Raw genomic sequence first — 18,708 nt, 5'->3', positions numbered from 1 at the left:
ATCACCTCGCAGAAGAGTCCGGCACGTCCTTGTGGCCGGACGGAGAGGAAGCGCACAAGTAGATCTCGTGGAACTCCTCGCGACCCAGGCCCGCCAGGTGGGCGGTCTCGGTCGGACTGAGGTGGAGCTGCTGCTCAAGCCGGGTGACGGCTTGAGCGAGGTGGCGCGGGGTTTCGCGCCGGATAGTGGTCGGCTCGGCGGTGCGGTAGCCGAGGGCGGACAACTCGACCATGAGCGTGCGGTAGTGCCATTCGCTGATGACTCCCAAGTCCATGGCCCGCCTGATGAGAGCCGCCATAGACACCCCCCACCGGGCCTTGAGGTCCAGCAGACGGGACACGTCGATGCCTGGCTTCAGCTCGGGCAGCACCGCGTCATGGGGCATGAGGAACTCGGCAGCGAACCGATTGGCCTGGTCCTCCTGCACGCGTCCCTCACCCGGCTCGTCGTGCATCACCAGATGACCCAGCTCGTGCGCCAGGCTGAAGCGTGAACGATCCCCTGGTGCATGTGAGTTGAGCAAGATCAACGGGTATCCGCCGGGGGGCCACTGGCTCACGGCGTCGAGCTCGGTGGTGCAGAGATCCCGGACTACGACCAGAGCGCCGGCATCTTCGAGCAGGGCGACCATGTCCTCGATCGGCCCTGCGGGGACGTTCCACTCCTCACGCATCGTCTCCGCCGCGTCCGCGGGAGTGTCGAAGTCGTTGACCTCCACGCGCCGAAACCGGTTATTGCGATGGAGGTCCGCTGCCCAGGCCAGGCTGTCGACCTGGAGCCGGGTGAGCGCCAACGTCGCATGGATCCGACGCAGGGCGGGCGCCCCCAAGGAGGCGCGCTTGCGGTGGTGCACCAGTCCGACACCTGTCCCGGACGTCTCAGTGGCGCGGCACAGGATGTCAGCGGTGTAGCGCAGGGCGTCGGCGAACAGCTGCACGCGCCCGTCCTTGACGGGGATGCGGCCGGCTTCGGCTCGGCTGACGTACCCCTGGGTGATGCGGCTGCCATCAAGACGTGTCAGCTCGTCGGCAAGTTCGGACTGTGTCCAGCCGCGTGAGTCACGGGCCAGCGTGAGCATCCCGGGATCCGCAACCAAACTCTTCTGGTCGCGCACGTGCCCACCTCCAGCCCTGGCGAGTCCAACTCCCCAGAGGGTACACGGTTTTATGCCTCAGAATATTCCGCACATGATCTGAGGCTCGTCATAGCTCCATGCATACCAGACCCCACTGACGTCCAACTCCACTGCTCCGACGCGCCTTTGGGCGCCGGGAGTGTGGTGTCGGCCGCTGATAGCTGACCGCACTCCAGGGCCGGTGCCACCCCGCGCAGGGCGAGCGCCGCCTGGTGTTCGCGGGGCTGAACGCGCAAGCGGTGACCAGCACCTGCTGGTCACCGCTTGCGGTCAGGTCAACGGCCTAGATCACAGTGGTCAGCTGTGGGCTGGGAAGGTCGCCCCGACAGCCGCCGCACGGGCGTAGCCGGATACGCCGATGGCCGGCACCCGGATCGGGTGCCGGCCATCTCTGTGGGGCTGGGTCAGTCCTGGGCGTCGTGGTCGGTGCCGACGAGTTCCTCGAGGAGGTCTTCCATGGTGACGAAGCCGATGACGGTGGAGTCGGCGTGGGTGACGGCGGCGAGGTGGGTGCCGGCTGCGCGCATGGCGGTCATGGTGTCGTCCAGCGGGGTGTCGTGGGTGACCTTGATGACGGGGCGCATTGCGGCGCGCGGGAACGGCGTCGTGCGGTCGGGGGCGGCCAGGGCGTCCTTGATGTGGAGGTAGCCGAGGATCTCCTGGCTGGGCCCGGTGACGGGCAGGCGGGAGAAGCCGCGGTCTGCGGCTACGCGCTCCAGGCTCCGGGGGGTGATGTCGTGCCCGACGGTCGCCACCTGGCCGAGGGGAACCATCACCTCGCCCACGGGGCGCGTACCCAGCTGGAGCGCGTCCCTGAGTCGTTCGCTGCCCTCGGGGGCAAGGAAGCCGGCGGCGCTGGAGTCCTTCACGAGCCGGGCGAGTTCGTCGTCGGTGAAGACGGAGCCGACCTCGTCCTTCGGCTCGACCTTGAGCAGGCGTAGCAGGGTGTTGGCGAAGGCGTTGATGCCGAACACGAACGGGCGCAGTGCGCGGGTGAGGGCGACGAGCGGTGGTCCGAGGAGGAGTGCGGTGGGTGCGGGGGCGGCGAGCGCGATGTTCTTGGGCACCATTTCGCCGACCAGCATGTGCAGGTAGGTGGCGAGCGTGAGGGCGATGACGAACGCGATGGGGTGGATCAGCGCCTCGGGCACGCCCATCGCGTGGAAGGGCGGTTCGAGGAGGTGTGCGATGGCCGGTTCGGCGACTGCGCCCAGGACCAGGGAGGAGACGGTGATGCCGAGCTGGGCGGTGGCCATCATGGCGGAGAGGTGTTCCAGGGCCCACAGGGTGGTCTTCGCCCGCCGGTCGCCCTTGTCGGCGGCGGGTTCGATCTGGCTGCGGCGTACGGAGATCAGGGCGAACTCGGCTGCGACGAAGAAGGCGTTAGTGATCAGTGTGAAGGCGCCGATCAGCAGCTGGAGGGCGGTCATCGGGTCTCCTCCGTGGAGACGGTGTCTTCGTCGGTGGCGGGTGCGGTGATCAGGACGCGGTCGGCGCGGTGGTGTTCTATGTCGAGCACGACCAGCTCCCAGCCGTCCACGGGTATGGTGTCGCCTTCCACGGGGATGCGTTCCAGGCGGGTGGCGATGAGGCCGGCGAGCGTCTCGTATGGGCCTTCGGGCGCGTCGAATCCGATCTCTTCCAGCTGGTCGAGGCGGACGCTTCCGTCCGCTTCCCACACCTTGCGGCCGTCGGAGTCGGGTCCTTCGATGAGGTCGGGGACCTCTATCGGGTCGTGCTCGTCGCGGACCTCTCCGACGACCTCTTCGACGATGTCCTCGACGGTGGCCACGCCCGCGGTGCCGCCGTACTCGTCGATGACCACGGCCATGGTGCGGGCCTTGCGCAGCCGGCCCAGCAGGGTGTCGACGGGCAGCGAGTGCGGCACCAGCAGTGCGGAGGTCATCAGGTCCGCCACCGAGACCAGCAGGCGCTTGTCCTCGTCGAGGTCCAGGACGTCGCGGATGTGGATGGTGCCGACGACCTCGTCGAGGGTGTCGCGGTAGACGGGGAAGCGGGACAGGCCGGTCGCCAGGGTCAGATTCGCGGCGTCGGCGGCGGTGGCGTGGAGTTCCAGGGCCTGGACGTCGACCCGCGGCGTCATGACGTTCTCCGCGGTCAGCTCCGCCAGGTGCAGGGTCCGTACGAACAGCTCGGCCGAGTCGGCCTCGATCGCGCCCTCGCGGGCGGAGTGGCGGGCCAGGGCGACCAGTTCCTCGGGGGTGCGGGCGGAGGCCAGCTCCTCGGCGGGCTCCAGGCCGAAGCGGCGCACGAGGCGGTTCGCCGTGCTGTTGAGGTGCCGGATCAGCGGTCCGAAGGCGGCGGTGAAGGCGCGCTGGGGGCCGGCGACGACCTTGGCGACGGCCAGCGGGCGGGAGATCGCCCAGTTCTTCGGCACCAGCTCACCGACGACCATCAGGACGACCGTGGAGATGGCGACGCCCAGCAGGGTCGCGGTGGTCGATACCGCACCGGCGGGCAGGCCGGCGGCCTCCAGCGGGCCGCGCAGGAGCGCGGAGACGGACGGCTCGGCGAGCATGCCGATCACCAGCGAGGTCACCGTGATGCCGAGCTGGGCACCGGACAGCTGGAAGGTGAGGCGCTTGGCGGCCTTCAGGGCGCCTTCGGCGCCACGCTCACCGGCGGCAGTGGCACGCTCGAGCTCACTGCGCTCGACGGTGGTGAGGGAGAACTCGGCGGCGACGAACACCGCACACGCCAGCGTCAGTGCCAGGGCGAGGAGCAGCAGCAGGACTTCGGTCACCGTGCCACCCCCGCTCCCGGCTGAAAGATCTGCGGGCAAGGCGTGGCACGGCATGGACTGGGAGGTTCACCCATTGCGGGTCCTGCGCTCCATTCACTCTCGGCGGACCTTGCGGTCCGGACTGCTGTTGGTAACGGACAGTATCCGCAACCTGATGGTAAAGGGCAAGTAAATTCCTTGCGGGACCGGCTGCGGGGGAGGGTGACTTTCGGCCGCGTTCCTCGACAAGCCGGTGGAGAAGCACTTCTTCGACCTCACCACGTGGGGCCCGGCCATCGGCGGTTCACTGATCCTGCTGATCGGCTACCGCGTCCTCTTCGGCAACTCGCGCGACTGACCCCCGCGTCCGCCGTGCCGCTGTGCCGCTGTGCGCAAGAATTCCCAGCCGGAATTGCCGCCTCGATGACACCCAGGCGCCCCCCCTTGCGTCATACGTCGAGCCCGGAGAGGACTGTGGGGGGGCGAGACCCTCTTCAGCAGCTATGACGTGCGGCCCCTCCTCGGTACCGATCCGGCGTGACCACCGAACCGGCGCCGGAACGACTCGTACCGTTGCGCAGTTTTACAAACGAAGTGGCGCAGATCATCTGGTCGCCACCGGATTGACGCTGCTGACTTCCGCCGCGTCGCGTTCGGCCCGCTCGACCCGGCCCTGCCGTCGCAGACTCGTCAGCGCCCGGATCGTCATACCCATCCGCAGCGGCGCGAGCACCAGAGCGAGCGCCGTCACTACGACGAGCAGCCACCCGGCATCCGGCACAAACAACAACGCCACTTTCGAGTTCCCGCCCATCTGCTGGGGGAGGATGATGCAGGCGGCTGCGGCAGTCAACAGGCAGAGAGCCATGGCCGCGACACCGCCGATCATGATCCGCAAGGCGCCGCGACGCAGTCCGCGTCGGGGGTGTATGACACGGAATGCCGACCATCCGACAGCCGCAGCGAGCACAGCCGCAACCGTGCCGAGCACCACCAGGATCCACGTCAACCACGAGTCCTCATCGGCCGACAGGGGCTCGGCACCGAGCAGGATGCGGGCGACCCCGAACGCGGTGTTGTTGAGCAGGTTCTCCTTGGCGAGCCCGGCGGCGTTGTACTGCACGACGACCGCGAGGTCGTGCTCGGGCAACAGGACCACGATGCCGTGGTAGCCGGGGGTCGCCCCCGAGTGCCACACCATCCGTTCGTCCAGTCCATCCATTTCGTCGTCGCGCCAGCCGAAGCCGTAGCGATGGCGGTCGTGGACGGAGACCGTGCCCTGGTGCATCTGCCGGAAGCCGTCCCGGGACAGCACGCCCAGTCCACTGCCCGTCAGTTGAGCAGAGGCGAAGGCGCTCAGGTCCTTCAGATTGGCGCCAAAGTAGCCGTACGGCACACCCGAGGTGTCGTACCCGAAGTCGAACTTCTTCGGCTGACCGAAGAAGAACCGGTGCCCGGGAGCGAGCGCGGCCCGCTCGGCCTCCTCGCTGTTGGTGAGCGCGCCGTCCATGCCCAGCGGCTTCAGCACGTTCTCCCTCAGCTGCTGATCGAACGGCTTTCCGGTGACCTCCTCCAACAGCGCCCCGAGCAGCATGTAATTGGCGTTGCTGTACTCGTGCCGCTCACCGGGCGCCGCGGACAGCGAAACATCAGCCAGGTCCCGGGCCACGCGCTGGACGCCGCCCGGCTCGTTGTCGAAGCGATCGGCGCGCGTGATGCCGTCCCGCTCGGACAGTCCGCTCGACTGATTGAGCAGCTGCCGTACGGTGACGGGCTTTTGACCTTCACTCTTCGGATGGAACCAGGGCAGGTACCGCCGTACCGGCGCGTTCAATTCGACCTTGCCCGCCTCGACCTGTCGCATCACCGCGAGCGCGGTGACCGGCTTGGCCAGGGAGCCGACGAGGAAGGGCGTACGGGTGGTCACGGGATCACCCCGGCCGTCCTCCCCGTACGTCCCGCTGTGGATCAACTCGTCGCCGCGGACGACCGAGTACGCCACTCCGGGAACACCCGCACGCTCCTTTTGCTCTCGCACGAACCGGTCCGCCTTCTCGAGCACCGCCCCCTCAGGTGCGGGGCCGGCAGCGGATGCGACCGTCGGCACAAGCGACGCCAGGAGCACGAGCCCCGCCACGCGGACACCCCGCATTAACCTCGAACCATGCCCTCGAGACCCCATGACCAGCACCCCATCCCTTGCGATCCCCCCCACCCCCCGGACATGGAGAGGCGGCCCTAATCCCCGATTACCGTATGGCTGTACGGTTATTTTTGCAATACGGCGGTACGGTTACGTCATGCCTCGCGTAGCCGATCACGAAGAACGTCGTCAGCAGGTCGCCGCCGCCGCGGGCCGGCTCATCGCGACCAAGGGCCTGAACGCGGTGACCGTCGGCAAGACGGCCGCCGAAGCCGGTATCTCAGTCGGCCTCGTGCAGCACTACTTCCGCACCAAGGACGAGATGCTGCTCTTCACCTACCGGCACATCCTGGAGACCGTCGAACACCGCCTCGCGGAACTCGTCGTCCGCGCCGAGAAGGCCGGTACCCGCATCGAGCACATCCTGCTCGACGGCCTCGCCGAGACCATGCCGCTCGACGAACGGCGCCGCCAGGAGTGCCGGGTCGCCCTCGCCTTCACGGGCCGCGCGATCGACGACCCGCACCTTGGCGAGGTCAAGGCGGCCGCACTGCGCCGCCTGCGCTCGCTCATCGCGACCGCCGTCACCAACGCCAAGGAGTGCGGAGAGGTCCCGGCCGCCACGGACGCCGCTACCACCGCGGCCCGTATCGCCGCCTACGCCGACGGCCTGACCATCCACCTGTGCGCCGACTCCGACGGGCTGAACCCCGACGGCGCGCTCACCGCGCTCGGCGAGTTCCTCGCGGGAGTGTTCACCGGTGAGTGCCGACTGCGGGGAAAGGCGCCAGGAGTGCGCCCCGCCTGACCATCAGGGCCTGCGGCTAGCCACCCCACCTGTTCGGGGCACGCGTGCCTGAACATTGCTCGACGTCACCGGGCATCCAGCCCCAGCCCACTGGGCCTTGCTCATGACGTCCCCGACCGGAGCCTTCGTGCATGCGACAGCCCATGCGCCGTCGTGCTGCCACCCTGGCGCCCAGGTGGAGATCGTCTCGGATGCGGCGGGCCCGTTGCAGGCCAAGCAGATCGTGGGACGGATCGGGTTGCCGGTGGCGACCGCGAAGATCGAGGGGACGCGGGGAAAACTGAAGCGTCTGGTTGAGCGGGGCTGGCTGGACGAACAGGCTCCGGGCCGCTTCGGTGTCGTTGTAGGCCGCCTGATTCCGACCATCTTCAAACGATCCGCACCCATCTCGCTTAGTACTCCAGCAGCGGATCGTGTCCTGAGCTGGTTCTTCTCAGGTAATGGCTGCGTTGGGCTGTGGCCTGGTGGCGTCGGCGCCAGTGGGACCAGTTCAGTGCGTGATCTTGTGGGTGAGGTCGGCGGGTTCGGTGGTGGGGCAGGAGATGTTCCATGAGCCGCCGGATCTCTGCCACGGTGAGAGCGACGACGTTGCAGGTGGGGTCGTTTCTGCAGCCCCCTTTACGGCCTCGTCGGCGGCCAGGGCGGCGAGTAAGGCGTGGGCGAGCATGGCCAGGGTGATGTGCCGGTACCAGCCCACATACCGGCGGACCTCGTACTCGTCCAGGCCGCACTCGTTCTTCGCGGCCGGGAAGCACTCCTCGATCGCCCATCTCATGCCGGCCACCCTCGCCAAATCCTCAACCGTGCAGGTCACGGGTGCGTAGGCGAAGTAGTAGGCGATCTCGTCAGGTCGGGTGAGGCTGCGACGCGCCAGGATCCAGCGGTGATGGGTGGGCTCGTCACCATCGAAGAAGCTGATCGACGGCAGCCTGGCGCTGGCCCAGTCGTAGACCCGCGGCCCTTTCGCTCCGTCACCGCAGGAGAGCCGCTGCCAGGCATCTTCCGGCGCCTGGGCTATCAGCTCGTCGATCCTCCAGAACCCTGCCAAGCTTTTGACCTGCTGTGACTTCGGTACTGCCACCACATAGCCGACGCCGAGTTCCTCGAGTAGGCGCCGGAACTCCATTCCTGGCCGTAGGCCTCGTCCGCCGTCACCCACGAGGCCGGCAAACCCGCGGCCAGGCAACGAGTCACGATGGCCTTCGCGAGGTCGCCCTTGGTCGCGAACTCCCGCTCGTCGGGAATCTTGGCGGCCCGGCAGCGTTCCCGGTCGCCCGTCCACGCCTTGGGCAGATACAACTCCCGGTCCACCAGAGCCCGTCCACGACTGGTGGCATAGGCGGCGAACACCCCGATCTGGCAGTTGTCGATCTTTCCCGAGGTGTCGGTGTACTGCCGGCCCACCCCGGCCGAGGTGCTGCCCTTTTTGATGAACCCGGTGTCGTCGATGATCAGCACACCATCGGGACCGAGCTTGTCGGCGACGTAGTCGCGAACGTCGTCACGTAGTGCGTCCGCGTCCCACACACTCGAGTTCAGAAGTCTCTGGAACCCGTCCGGGGTGCGGTGACCTGCGTATTCAGCCAGCTGCCAGCCGTTCTTCCGGGCCACGGGAGCCATCAGGCCCCGCAGGTAGTCCCGCATTCGCCACCGCAGATCCGCCCGACTGAACTGGCCCGCCACCTGCGTGAACACCGACTCCAACTCCGCAGCCCACCCCTGGGCCTCAGCAATCCCCACCATGCCCTGACAACGACAACGACCAGCTCAGGACACGATCCGCTGCTGGAGTACTAAACCCCAGACAGCGTCATCATCGGGCGGCGGAGAGGCGGTCTGCGTGGCGTTCCAGCATCAGTGCGCGCTTCTCCTGGGCGGCGTCCCGGTGACTCTGCAACAGCCTGACGATCTCGTCGAAGTCGACCGTGAACCGGATCTTCGAAAGGCACTGTGCGGTGTCCCCATAGCCTGCTCGGGCGATCTTGAAGATCTCACTCAGCGCGCCATCGAGCTGGATGCCCTGGCGGCGTCGGTTCCTCCCGGTCTCCGGGTCGATGTCGACATCGTTCTGCCAGTATCCGTCGGGATCGAAGAAGATCATCGGCGTGAACAGCGACGTTCTCTCTTCGTAGTAGTTCTCCTCGACGTCCTGGAAGATCTCACGGATGGTGCCACCACCGCCCCGTGCGTAGATGATTCCCGTCTTGGCCTTGGCCACCAACGCCTCTTCCCGGATGCTGTTCTGGAAGTACTTCGCATACACGGCGGCAAAGGGCGTTGTGGGTTCCTGCCCGTATTTCCATGTCGGGATGGCAAGGCTCTCGCCATGCTGTGGCGGGCAAAGATTTTTGGCCCGCAACGCGGCCTTGAGCCAGAGGTGAGCATCCTGCAGATTCCTAATCTGGCCGGGAAGGACCGAGCCGTCGTCGCCGAACAGCGGGCCCTTCAGCAACGGGAGCTTCGGGATTTCACCGATTACCTCCAGCGCCTGCTCCATGATGGCGTCATCGGCGTGGGCGAACATCGCGCCCAGGTGCGCAGCCTCCATCGCGCCGGGGCCGCCGCCCGTGGCGATGAGGAAATTCTTCCTCGTCAGATGCCTCGCGAGGCGCGCTACCAGGAGGTATGCCGGTTCCTTGCGGGTCAGTTTGTGGCCTCCCATCACTCCGACGAGCGGTGGCGCCGTACTTAGATACTCCGCGAGGGCGCCTGAGATGCCGGCATCGTGCGCAGCCTGCTGCAGACGGACCTCGGTCGAGAACGGCGCGGTCTCTCCGTCTCTGACGAACCTGCGGTAGACGGAGAAGTCGTGCGTCTCCGTGAAACCCAGTTCCTCGTCGGGTCGGAAACCCTTGAGCAGCTCGTCCGCGGTGTAGAGGGTGGTTCTTGCCTCGTATTCGGTCATCGTTTCCACCTCGCCTCAGCCGACCTCGATATCGAAGATGACCGGGCAGTGGTCAGAGGCCTTCGGCTTGTCGAGTCCGACGCCCATGAACCGGGGGCCCTTGTACCGAATCGCCCGCAGCGGCATACCCATACGGAAGATCTCGGGGGTCGTCTGTGTCGCGGTGGCGAGCGATGCCGACGGCAGCAGATAGTCCAGCTGACGGTATTCGTCGCCTGTGGCCCAGTAGTGGGTCCACTGGTCTCCCTCTGGCAGCCGGGTCACGACGTTCTGCACCTGATCCCAGCCGACCAGTTCGTCGATGCCCGGGCTTCCGTCCCCGTTCGTCTCCATGTAGTCGTTGAGGTCTCCCAGGATCACGAACGGACTGTCGCCCGGAGAGCTCTGACCGAAGCGTTCGGTGACGATCTCCATCACCTTCGCAGACTGCCGCTCCCGCAACGCGCGAGTCTGACTCCGCCCACCCTCCATCGACTTGAAGTGGTTGACGTAGATCGTCACCGTGTTCTTCGAAAGACCCGTCCCGACCTCCACATCGACTTCGAGACAGTCCCGGGAGAACAGCCCCTGGGTAGGGTTGGCAGGGTCCAAGTGGTGCTGATGGGTGCGGATGTGGGTGATCGGGAGCTTGGAAAGGACGGCCACATCGATCAGCCGCCTGTTGTCGTTTCCGTCTACCCCTGCCACGTACGGATACTTACCGGGCCCGAGCGAGCGGTCACGAAAGTGCTTGAGCGTATCAACGTTCTCCACTTCCTGGAGCGCGAGCACGTCCGCGTCGATCTCACCCACCGCGGCTCCGGTGATGGCCTTGTCCTCCTGGCCCAGCTCGACGAAATGGGTCTGATCGACTATCCAGCCCCGCGTATTAGCATCCGCGGGATTCACGCCCTCCTGGAAGCGCCAACGCGCGAAGAGGTTCTCCACATTGAAAGTGGCCAACCGCAGCGTGGTCATGAAGACCTCCCATAGAGGGGCAAGGACCGGCAACTCGAGACGACCCCCGTACTTCCAGCTTCCTCCAACACGCCCGGCCCGCAACCACAAGCCGCAGGGGTCCCCGGAGAGGTGCGGGCGGGCATAGAGCTCGCGAGGGAGAAGAAGGCACTGCGAGTTCAGTGCGGCGTTCCCAGCGGACGGCGAGTGGACCAGAGCGAGGCATGCTCGGCGACGTAGCGGAGCTTGCCCAGGCCATCGGCGTTCAGGGATCCCTCGCAGGAGATGACGGTCAGGATCCGGCGTTACGCAGCCAGCCGCGGCCGGGGTTGGAATCGTAGCCCTTGCCCCCGAGCAGGGCCTCGGGATGCTTGCGGGGACAGACCGCAACGGGCAGAATCCGTCGGTCACGTCGAGGGTCTGAGTGACGTCGTTGACGTTCACCGCGGCCGTGATGACCTTGAGCGGGGTGTCGTGCCCCTCTCAGATCAGATGGTGCTTGCCGCCCGTCTTCCACTGGCCGACCGGCGACGGACCGGTGTCGGTTCCTCTTTTTCGCGCGGATGGCCGAGCCGTCCAAGCAGACCCTGGACCAGTCGAGGCGACCTGCCGTGTTCGGTTCGACCAGCATGATGCGGTGCAGCTGGTCCGAGCCCCCCATCTGCTGCCACCGCTCGAGGCGTCGCCAGCAGGGCTGTCCGGGGCCGAACCCAAGCTCAGATACAGGAGTTGCCAGCCGATGTCGTTGCAGAGGACGTACAGGATGCCCGCCCGCCAGGCCCAGCCCGTCTGCTACCGGCCGCCGCACTGGTGACCTCATATGCCAGGGCGCAGCGCCCACAAGTCACCGTCCACGATCCACGGCCGAGTACTCACAATCCCGAACGGCCGAATCGTCACGCTGATCACGACCGACCAGGACATCTCGGCAAGATCCTGTTACGACCTCATCGTGCGGATCAAGAGCACCCTTGAAATCCCGGTGCCCCACCCTTGTGGACGGATGATCGGTTCACTCCGCTGACCCCAGCAGAGTCACCGAATTGTTCAGGGGCAATGATCCACTCATCGAGTGGCTTGAGGGCCGCACGCAACTCGGCTTCGTCTGAATCGATCAGGAACAGGTTCGGCACCTGGTGATCGACTAGACGGGCCGTGGGTGGGAGCATCGCCTGGAGGTCATCGACCGTGACAGAGTGCTCTCCGCGATGGCGTACGACGAGTCGCATTGACCCACCCTACGCCAGCCGGCCGTAGCCCTCGATGGGGAAGCCGAAACCCATGGGGTTCGCCCTTCCGAACAGATAGTTCTTCATCGCGATGGCTCGTGCCTTGTCCGGCGCAGCACTGAGCACCGGCATGCCGGTGAGTGCACGCGCTGCAGCAGCGGTCGCGACAGCACAGGCTTGCGAGGTGCCGTTCAGTGGACCGTATCGCCCACCAGGCAGGACGGAAACGATGCCGACGCCAGGTGCGATCAACTCAACACTTGGCGGGGAGCAGTTCGAGAAGGACGCGAAGAAGTCATTCGGATCCGTAGCTGACACTGCGCCGATGTAGGCGTCTTCGAGCGACCCTGGTGGGTAGGTGCCAACCCTACCCATTGCCGTTACGGAAAGCGCATAGTCGAGGGCTGCTGGAATAGTCACGGGCCCGCCATTGCCATTGCCAGCTGCTGCGATGATTATCGCTCCGCGCTCAGCGACGTCTCGGTCCATCTCTTTCAGTACGGTGTCGTAAGCAAGGCCACCGATGCTCATGTTGATCAGATGGCAACCGTCTTGCAGCGCCTGATCGACTGCATTACTGACGCTGTAACTGCTGGCCCGGTCACCGAATACACGGTAGCTATAAATTTCGGCGTCGGGTGCAAGGCCCCTTACCGCCCCCCCGGGGCGGGTCGCAATTATTCCCGCGACGTGTGTTCCGTGCCCGCTTCCATCGTCGCCGTAGTCACCGTCAGGCTCGCCTACGACACAATTTCGTCCGCCGGCGACGGGCACTGCTTGACTGTCGATTCCGTGGTCTACGATTCCGATCCGCACTCCGGAACCCAGATTGGATCCGGATCCATACGCATGTCGGGCCCCGTCGGCGACCATTACGTCGACAGGATGCAAGTCCACACCATACGGCGTCGCCCCTATGGATACATTCGCCAGGTATCTTCCCCAGTATCCACCAGCACTTGGCGGGTACATAAACAGGCGCTCCACAGTTTGCGGCAGAGCCGCTACTCGCAGAAGCACCTTCCCGTCCGTATCTGTAATGCCACGGTCTCCGATTCTATGGACGACGTCACAGAACAGTTCAATCTCGGCCCCTTCAATCGGATTACCTGTCAAGTAATCGGTGGCACGGATCGTGAGCATCCGTACACTCGAGGCATCGGGCGTGGGTGTTATTCCATGACGCGAGGACACCGTTGCGTAGTAACAGTTAGGAGCCAATCTTAGCGGCCCAGGACGGCTGCGAAGAGATCTTCGGGCTGCTTGAGATACCTTGACGAGTGTCGCCCCTTCGGGGATTCCTGAATCCACGACCTGGAGGTCCGCGTCTCCCGGTTCATCAGTGGACTCCACGAGATACGGCTGTTCCGGCTCGCCCGTGTATATCAGCCTGAAGTACGAGATCCCATCTTTCTCCCACTGATAGTGGATCTGTTCAAGGAGATCCCGCGTCGGCCCCTTCTCCGCCCGCAGGCCAGCCCGAGGCAGCAAAATCCACGGCGTAGCACTAAGCCCGTTCTCGTCAAAGTCCGGGAATCTCGAGCTGCCCGCTCCGAAACCAGCAGGAGAGAGGTTGAGGCTGGGATCAAGATTGCGGGCAGCGTCGGATGTCACCTCACTCACCACGCCAATCAACATCTAGCAGCGACGGGTTTGCCTGGCTTGTCAGGATGCTCCCAAAACCCGCAGGCGCCTCCCCATCGTCGCTTAGTACGTCCGACACCGATAGCTCGACGCCTCCGGCTTTGACATCCATGAGGGTTGGTCGCCCGTACGGGAGCCCAAATTCGAAACACTTGAATGCGAACGACAGTGGCACTTTCCCGTTGTAAGTTACCTCATGACCAAAGCCGCGGGCAGCACTGATATCAACAGCGCCACTAACGAGTTCCTGCAACACAGGGAGGTCGACACGAGCAGCCGTCTCGTCCTTGCGCTCATACCGGACAGTGAAGCTGTTAGACGTGGCAACCTCTACGATGATGTACAGCCGTCCATTGCCTTCAAAGTACGGACGGAACAGCGGATCCTCGGTCACAACATCCCCTGCATCGATGTACTGCGAGACCTGTGCAGGCGATACTCTATTCTTAGCGACGTCTCGGAATACAAATTGCATCGTTTGAGCGTTTGTGTATCCGGCGCTCACACCCAACGTTCCCCCCATTGCCCCCACGAAAGAGCCGAGAACTTCGAGTCCAATCTTGAAGGAGATCTTGCTGCTCGACTGTCCCGAGATGTCCGCCGCCGCGATCCCCCGTTGCACCGTCGGCGACAGAGCCTGCGATCCAGTAACAAGGTCTGACAGCTGTCCTAGCCAAACTCCGGAATGGTCCCGAATTCCCATGACAGCGAGCGGGCTCAGCTTTGCGTCGGGGTGACGTACCGCGTTGTAGCCAAGGCCAGCCAAGTACTTCAATCCACGGTCGCTGCAGAACACCATGTCGCACTCAGCTCCTCAAAATTGACCAGATTGAATGCGCCGCCTGAGTCACTAGGTGCCCGTCGCTCACCGACATCCAGAGCGCCCTCGACTACGGCTGATCTGCCGCGCGGGCAACACTTGGCACTGAACTGCATCTGCCCTGAGGCCCATTCATATCGTCACACTCCCGTCAGGGGCCCGCTAGTCGAGCGCCCCCTGGGCCGCGATGAGGTCTAGCGGCGAGTGTGGTCCCCCCTGCCAACCGCCTTCTCTTCCCATGAACAGCCACCACGTCGGCGACAGTATGTTGATCTATGTGATCCGGGTTCGGCTCGCCGGCTTCGGCGGTGCCTGGCCCGCCCCTCACCGCGGAGGTCCAGCGCGGACGCCCAACCCACCTACGGGACGGGCTGGTTCCCGGCAGTCGTCGAGGGACGGGGCCGCCCTCATGTTTGGCTGCCGTCCCGGAATCGGACAGCAGACCTTGCAGATCCAGAAGTATTCGCGGCGCGGCATCACGCGCATCCTGTGGCTAGACCGTGTCCTATGTGGTGAGGCGGTCGTTGGGTCGTCCATGGGGCGGGGTACGTGGAGTTGGATTGTGCCGGACGGGCTGTGGGAGATCGCGGAGCCGCTGATCCCACCGTCCAGGGTGCGGCCGCAGGGCGGCGGGACGCAGGACACGCCTGATGAGACGCTGTTCGCCGCGATCACCTACGTCCTGGTCAGCGGCTGCGCCTGGCGGGCTCTGCCGCCCTGCTTCGGGATATCGAAGTCGACAGCCCACCGCCGGTTCCTGATCTGGTCGAGAGCCGGCGTGTGGGGCCGGCTGCATGAAGAGATCCTGCACCGGCTCGAGGACGCGAGCCTCCTCGACCTCTCCCGAGCGGTCCTCGACTCCGCACACGTGAGGGCTAAAAGAGGGGCGAACTCACAGGTCCGAGCCCCGTGGACCGGGGCAAGCCGGGTTCCAAGATGCACGTCCTGTCGGACGCGAACGGACTGCCCCTCCTCGTCGGCGTCTCGGCCGCGAACACACATGACAGCCAGGCACTGAAGCCCATGGTGCTCGGCCACCAAACGAGACACGACCCTCACCGCGGCCGCCACTTCAAGCCCCAGCGTCTCCACGCCGACAAGGCCTACGACATTCCTGAACTGTGGAAATGGCTCCGCGGTAAACGGATCGGCGTCCGTATCGCACGCAAGGGAATCGAGTCCTCCGAACGGCTCGGGCGGCGCCGTTGGGTGATCGAGCGGACCATGTCCTGGCTGACCGGCTACCGCCGGCTCAACCACCGTTACGAGCGCCACCCCCGCAACTACCTGGCCTTCCTCGGCCTCGCCGCAGCACTCTGCTGCTACAAGCGACTCGTCCGCCTCACCACATAGGACACGGTCTTTAGTGAGTCAGCGCTGGCAGATGAGAGTGGCAGGCGATGCTGGTGAAGGCAAGGGAATGCTCGGCTTGGCGTTCGTGGAGGCGGCGACAGCAGGCAGGCCGGGTCATGATGCGCTCGATGGTCCAGCGGTGGTGTCCGAGCCGCCGAGAGGGACTACGTCCATGACGCAGTGCCTGCCTGCGCCTGGACGACGGCGGGACGGTCGCCGTCCGGATCTCCGCCCCGGGCCTCAGCCCCGTTCAGTAGGAGACGAGTTCGACCTGCGTGTCTGTGGCACCGCCCGTCTCCTCCCCCTCAGCGGACCCGCGGATTCCACCGAGACAGCCGAGTTCGAAACCACGGGGTGGCCGACAGAGCTGGACGGCATCCCGGTCGGTCGCGAGCAGCGAACCAGCTCGCGATTCCGCGCGCAGCGCCCATAACGCACACCACTCAGTCACGAAGCCGGGATCGCAAGGCTCTGACCTGCAGTTTTCTTCCACCTGTTTTGGTTGGATCTGTTTCTGACGACGCACCACGTGGAGTGTGTGGCGATCCTGGAGCCGGTCGCCAAGGGCGCCTGACCTGCGGTTTCAAGGAGCGTTCCTCGGCAGGCATGCCTCGGCCCGGCGGCGGACGGCCAGGTCCGGTGCACCTACTCATACGAGAGCCTGCCGAAGGGCGGCTGACCTGCATCACTCGGCGTATCCCTCGTCGAGGTCCAAAGGACAGCTGGTTCGCGACCACCTGCTGCCGCGGCGTCCCAGCGGCCCTCCTCGGGCCGGTACCCGCGCCCGGCGCACACCGAGGTCCGCGTCACGGTGCAAGGAACGGGCTCGGTACGCCGTGCCAGGAGACCCGCAGGACCTCACGTGCGCGAGTGCAGGCGACGAAAAGGAGGCTCAACTCGCCGAGCAGGTCTTCCCGGTGCTGCTGAGCGTCCACTTCCGCGGGTGTCAGAGCCGATGCCAGAGGGACGACGCTGTCGCTCACACCGGCGACAGCGACGCAACGGAACTCCAGTCCCTTCATACGGTGCATGGTTCCGATGCAGACGCCGTCGCCGGACGCCTGAGCGGTGCCGAGGAGACGAACGGGCAGGTCGGCTTGTTCCAGCGCGTGCGCGATCTCCTTGCCCAGTTGCAGGTAGCGAACGGCCACCCCGATCTCGCTCGGTTCCACACCGTCGTTCACCCACTGGGCGATGCGCGACGTGAGGTCCGCGATCTCTTCGGCCCGGTCGGCCGATGCCCTCAGCTCGGGGTTCCCGCCGTTCAGTACGGACCGGTATCCCGTCAGCGATTCGGTCCCGCCGTCCATGTCATCCAGCCTCTCTCCGCTAAGTAGGGAGGCCGACCACTGCAGGATCTCGTGTGTGGTGCGGTAGTTGATGCGCAGCCGGTGGGATCTGCCGCTCACGTTCACGCCGAGGCTGCGCAGTGACACCTTGTTGCCATAGATGCGTTGGTGTGTGTCTCCGGCAATGAACAGATCGTCGGGCCCGGGGGCGACCGACGCCCGCAGCAAGCGCCACTGTGCCGGGTGGAGGTCCTGGGCTTCGTCGATCACCACGTGGCGGAAGGGGCGGTCGGTACGCGGCTCCAGCAGCCGGGCGGCCTCGGCGCACACCTGGAGGAAGGTCCATTCCCCGGCTTGGCGCAGTTCCCGTGCGAACCCTTCGACGGCACGCCAGACCTGGGCGCGCCGCAGCGGGCTCAGCGCGGTGCCCCGGCCGCTGCGTGACGCTTTGAGGTAGGCCTCGGGCGAGCGCAGGTCCTGGGCCAGGACGACCTGTCGCCATTCCTGGTCGAGGAAGACGTCGCTGTAGTCGAGCCCGAGTCTGCGGGCGAGGGCGTTCCAGCGGGAGTTGATCTCCTTCTGGCTGGTCAGAATGGTCAGCGGGCCGCCTCGGTCCTCGCGTACGAGCTGGTTCGCGAGGGCGTCGACATTGACGACACGGATCTTCGCGCGCAACGCCTCGTCCGGGATGAGCAGTTCAAGTCCGTGGCGCAGATCGGCTGCGAGATTCCTGGTGAACGTCGTGAGCAGCACCGATTCGTCGGGCGCGTCGTCCGGCAACTGTTGCGCCAGATGAAGAGCGCGGTGCAGGGCGACCACGGTCTTGCCCGTCCCGGGGCCCCCGGTCACCCGGGCAGGCCCGTTGTAGGAGGGGTGGTAGGCGATGCGCCGCTGACTGGGGTGCAGGAAGACCCGCCACGCGTCGAACGGGCGGGACAGGATGTCCAGCAGCTCTTCGGGCCCGGAGAGCAGGGCGATGCGCCCCTGCGAGCGGGCCATGGCGGCGGCGAGTTCGTCCTCGGCCGGGGTCTGCCGCGCCTCGGTGGCGGCGGCGTGCTCGGCGTGCACGGCCACGGACTCGCGCCAGACGTCCTCCGGGGTGAGCCCCGCGGCCAGGCCGGCGAGCACGTCGTACTGCTGCTCGGGAAGGATCTTGCGGAGTGCGTCGAGATGAGCCTCGGTGCTGAGGTTCCGCACGAGCGGGAGCAGATCGGGGTCGATGCCGAGACGTGTCAGTTCCTTGTCCGCGACATCGGCGAAGAGCCGGCTTTCCGCCGCGGTCGGGGCATGGTGCACGTCGGCGGTGGCTTGCTCCAAGGCGATGTCGTCGCGCAGTTCGATGCCCTGGGTCGCAGAGTTCACTGTCGCCCGATGACTCAATGCCCAGGCGATGGCGTCGTCGTGCGCCATGACCTTCAGGAGAAGGAAACTGTCTCCGGAGTCCGGTGCGAGAACGACGCCGCGCATGAACTTGCCGACGCGGATGGTGCGGATCCGGGAGTCACGGGGGTTCTCCAGTTTTTCCAGGTGAAGCCCGGCATGGCGGTGCTCGCGGAACTTGTCGAAGACCTCGTGGACCCGCTTCTGGACGGGCTTCTCCAACTTGGCGAACTCCAGGAGGAAGTCCTTGTGGATTCCCAGTGTCGCCATGTGTGCCCCCGGGTCGTGCGTGTGCCGACGTTTTGACTGATCACCGTACGGTA

11 protein-coding genes and 3 pseudogenes are annotated in these 18,708 nt (G+C 65.7%); 3 read left to right on the top strand and 11 right to left on the bottom strand.

The genetic code is table 11. The annotated features are described in order from the left end of the window. Window position 1: 1 nt before the first annotated feature. The 3 genes from OG447_RS29520 to OG447_RS29510 all read right to left on the bottom strand — a co-directional run bounded on the left by OG447_RS29520 (window position 2) and on the right by OG447_RS29510 (window position 3,899). Window positions 2-1,114, bottom strand: a complete 1,113-nt coding sequence (locus OG447_RS29520) for an ImmA/IrrE family metallo-endopeptidase (RefSeq protein ID WP_266940492.1) — start codon at window positions 1,112-1,114, stop codon at window positions 2-4. Between the two features lie 425 nt (window positions 1,115-1,539). Further along, window positions 1,540-2,565, bottom strand: coding sequence for a hemolysin family protein (locus OG447_RS29515; RefSeq protein ID WP_266940490.1), 1,026 nt, complete (start codon window positions 2,563-2,565; stop codon window positions 1,540-1,542). Then, window positions 2,562-3,899 carry a hemolysin family protein gene (locus OG447_RS29510; RefSeq protein ID WP_266940488.1) on the bottom strand — a complete coding sequence of 446 codons (1,338 nt, stop codon included), beginning with the start codon at window positions 3,897-3,899 and terminating at the stop codon, window positions 2,562-2,564. The genes OG447_RS29515 and OG447_RS29510 overlap by 4 nt, the downstream gene beginning before the upstream one ends. A gap of 196 nt (window positions 3,900-4,095) precedes the next feature. Between OG447_RS29510 and OG447_RS29505 the strand changes: the two are divergent. Continuing rightward, window positions 4,096-4,236, top strand: a pseudogene (locus tag OG447_RS29505) (GlsB/YeaQ/YmgE family stress response membrane protein); the annotation flags it as partial. A 246-nt stretch (window positions 4,237-4,482) separates the two neighbouring features. Here the strand turns inward: OG447_RS29505 and OG447_RS29500 are convergent. Next, the gene (locus tag OG447_RS29500) at window positions 4,483-6,015 is read right to left on the bottom strand and encodes a serine hydrolase (RefSeq protein WP_266940487.1); all 1,533 of its coding nucleotides are present in this window, start codon (window positions 6,013-6,015) and stop codon (window positions 4,483-4,485) included. A 163-nt stretch (window positions 6,016-6,178) separates the two neighbouring features. On the opposite strand from OG447_RS29500, the gene OG447_RS29495 reads away from it, so the two are divergent. Next, complete coding sequence (locus OG447_RS29495) at window positions 6,179-6,829, top strand: TetR/AcrR family transcriptional regulator (protein ID WP_266940486.1); 651 nt, start codon at window positions 6,179-6,181, stop codon at window positions 6,827-6,829. 490 nt (window positions 6,830-7,319) lie between these two features. On the opposite strand, the pseudogene OG447_RS29490 reads toward OG447_RS29495, so the two are convergent. The 5 genes and pseudogenes from OG447_RS29490 to OG447_RS29470 all read right to left on the bottom strand — a co-directional run bounded on the left by OG447_RS29490 (window position 7,320) and on the right by OG447_RS29470 (window position 14,342). Further along, a pseudogene (locus tag OG447_RS29490) lies at window positions 7,320-8,572 on the bottom strand (IS701 family transposase). Window positions 8,573-8,642: 70 nt separating this feature from the next. Beyond that, window positions 8,643-9,734 (bottom strand): LOG family protein, encoded by a 1,092-nt coding sequence (locus OG447_RS29485; RefSeq protein ID WP_266940485.1) that lies wholly within the window; start codon window positions 9,732-9,734, stop codon window positions 8,643-8,645. A 15-nt stretch (window positions 9,735-9,749) separates the two neighbouring features. Beyond that, window positions 9,750-10,691 (bottom strand): endonuclease/exonuclease/phosphatase family protein, encoded by a 942-nt coding sequence (locus tag OG447_RS29480; RefSeq protein WP_266940484.1) that lies wholly within the window; start codon window positions 10,689-10,691, stop codon window positions 9,750-9,752. A gap of 1,217 nt (window positions 10,692-11,908) precedes the next feature. Next, the gene (locus OG447_RS29475; protein ID WP_266940483.1) at window positions 11,909-13,042 is read right to left on the bottom strand and encodes a S8 family serine peptidase; all 1,134 of its coding nucleotides are present in this window, start codon (window positions 13,040-13,042) and stop codon (window positions 11,909-11,911) included. A gap of 472 nt (window positions 13,043-13,514) precedes the next feature. Then, window positions 13,515-14,342: a hypothetical protein gene (locus tag OG447_RS29470; protein WP_266940482.1), complete on the bottom strand. Its 828-nt coding sequence runs from the start codon at window positions 14,340-14,342 to the stop codon at window positions 13,515-13,517. Between the two features lie 556 nt (window positions 14,343-14,898). On the opposite strand from OG447_RS29470, the gene OG447_RS29465 reads away from it, so the two are divergent. After that, a protein-coding gene (locus OG447_RS29465) for an IS5 family transposase (RefSeq protein WP_266940969.1) occupies window positions 14,899-15,716 on the top strand; the annotation gives its coding sequence in 2 pieces (ribosomal slippage) (window positions 14,899-15,247 and window positions 15,247-15,716; 819 coding nt in all). Between the two features lie 18 nt (window positions 15,717-15,734). On the opposite strand, the pseudogene OG447_RS29460 reads toward OG447_RS29465, so the two are convergent. Both OG447_RS29460 and OG447_RS29455 read right to left on the bottom strand, forming a co-directional pair. After that, window positions 15,735-15,876 (bottom strand): annotated as a pseudogene (locus OG447_RS29460) (IS5/IS1182 family transposase); the annotation flags it as partial. 646 nt (window positions 15,877-16,522) lie between these two features. Next, window positions 16,523-18,655 carry a UvrD-helicase domain-containing protein gene (locus OG447_RS29455; protein WP_266940968.1) on the bottom strand — a complete coding sequence of 711 codons (2,133 nt, stop codon included), beginning with the start codon at window positions 18,653-18,655 and terminating at the stop codon, window positions 16,523-16,525. Between the last annotated feature and the right edge of the window lie 53 nt (window positions 18,656-18,708).

The organism is Streptomyces sp. NBC_01408 (assembly GCF_026340255.1).
Classification (GTDB): Bacteria; Actinomycetota; Actinomycetes; order Streptomycetales; family Streptomycetaceae; genus Streptomyces.
Note: the sequence above shows the minus strand (reverse complement) of the source record. Positions and strands in the feature narration are given on the sequence as shown.

Bases quoted from the DNA above. Each gene is read 5' to 3' on its own strand.
- OG447_RS29515 (WP_266940490.1), bottom strand. From the start codon at position 2,565: ATGACCGCCCTCCAGCTGCTGATCGGCGCCTTCACACTGATCACTAAC.
- OG447_RS29495 (WP_266940486.1), top strand. From the start codon at position 6,179: ATGCCTCGCGTAGCCGATCACGAAGAACGTCGTCAGCAGGTCGCCGCC.
- OG447_RS29485 (WP_266940485.1), bottom strand. From the start codon at position 9,734: ATGACCGAATACGAGGCAAGAACCACCCTCTACACCGCGGACGAGCTG.
- OG447_RS29480 (WP_266940484.1), bottom strand. From the start codon at position 10,691: ATGACCACGCTGCGGTTGGCCACTTTCAATGTGGAGAACCTCTTCGCG.
- OG447_RS29475 (WP_266940483.1), bottom strand. From the start codon at position 13,042: ATGCTCACGATCCGTGCCACCGATTACTTGACAGGTAATCCGATTGAA.
- OG447_RS29470 (WP_266940482.1), bottom strand. From the start codon at position 14,342: ATGGTGTTCTGCAGCGACCGTGGATTGAAGTACTTGGCTGGCCTTGGC.
- OG447_RS29455 (WP_266940968.1), bottom strand. From the start codon at position 18,655: ATGGCGACACTGGGAATCCACAAGGACTTCCTCCTGGAGTTCGCCAAG.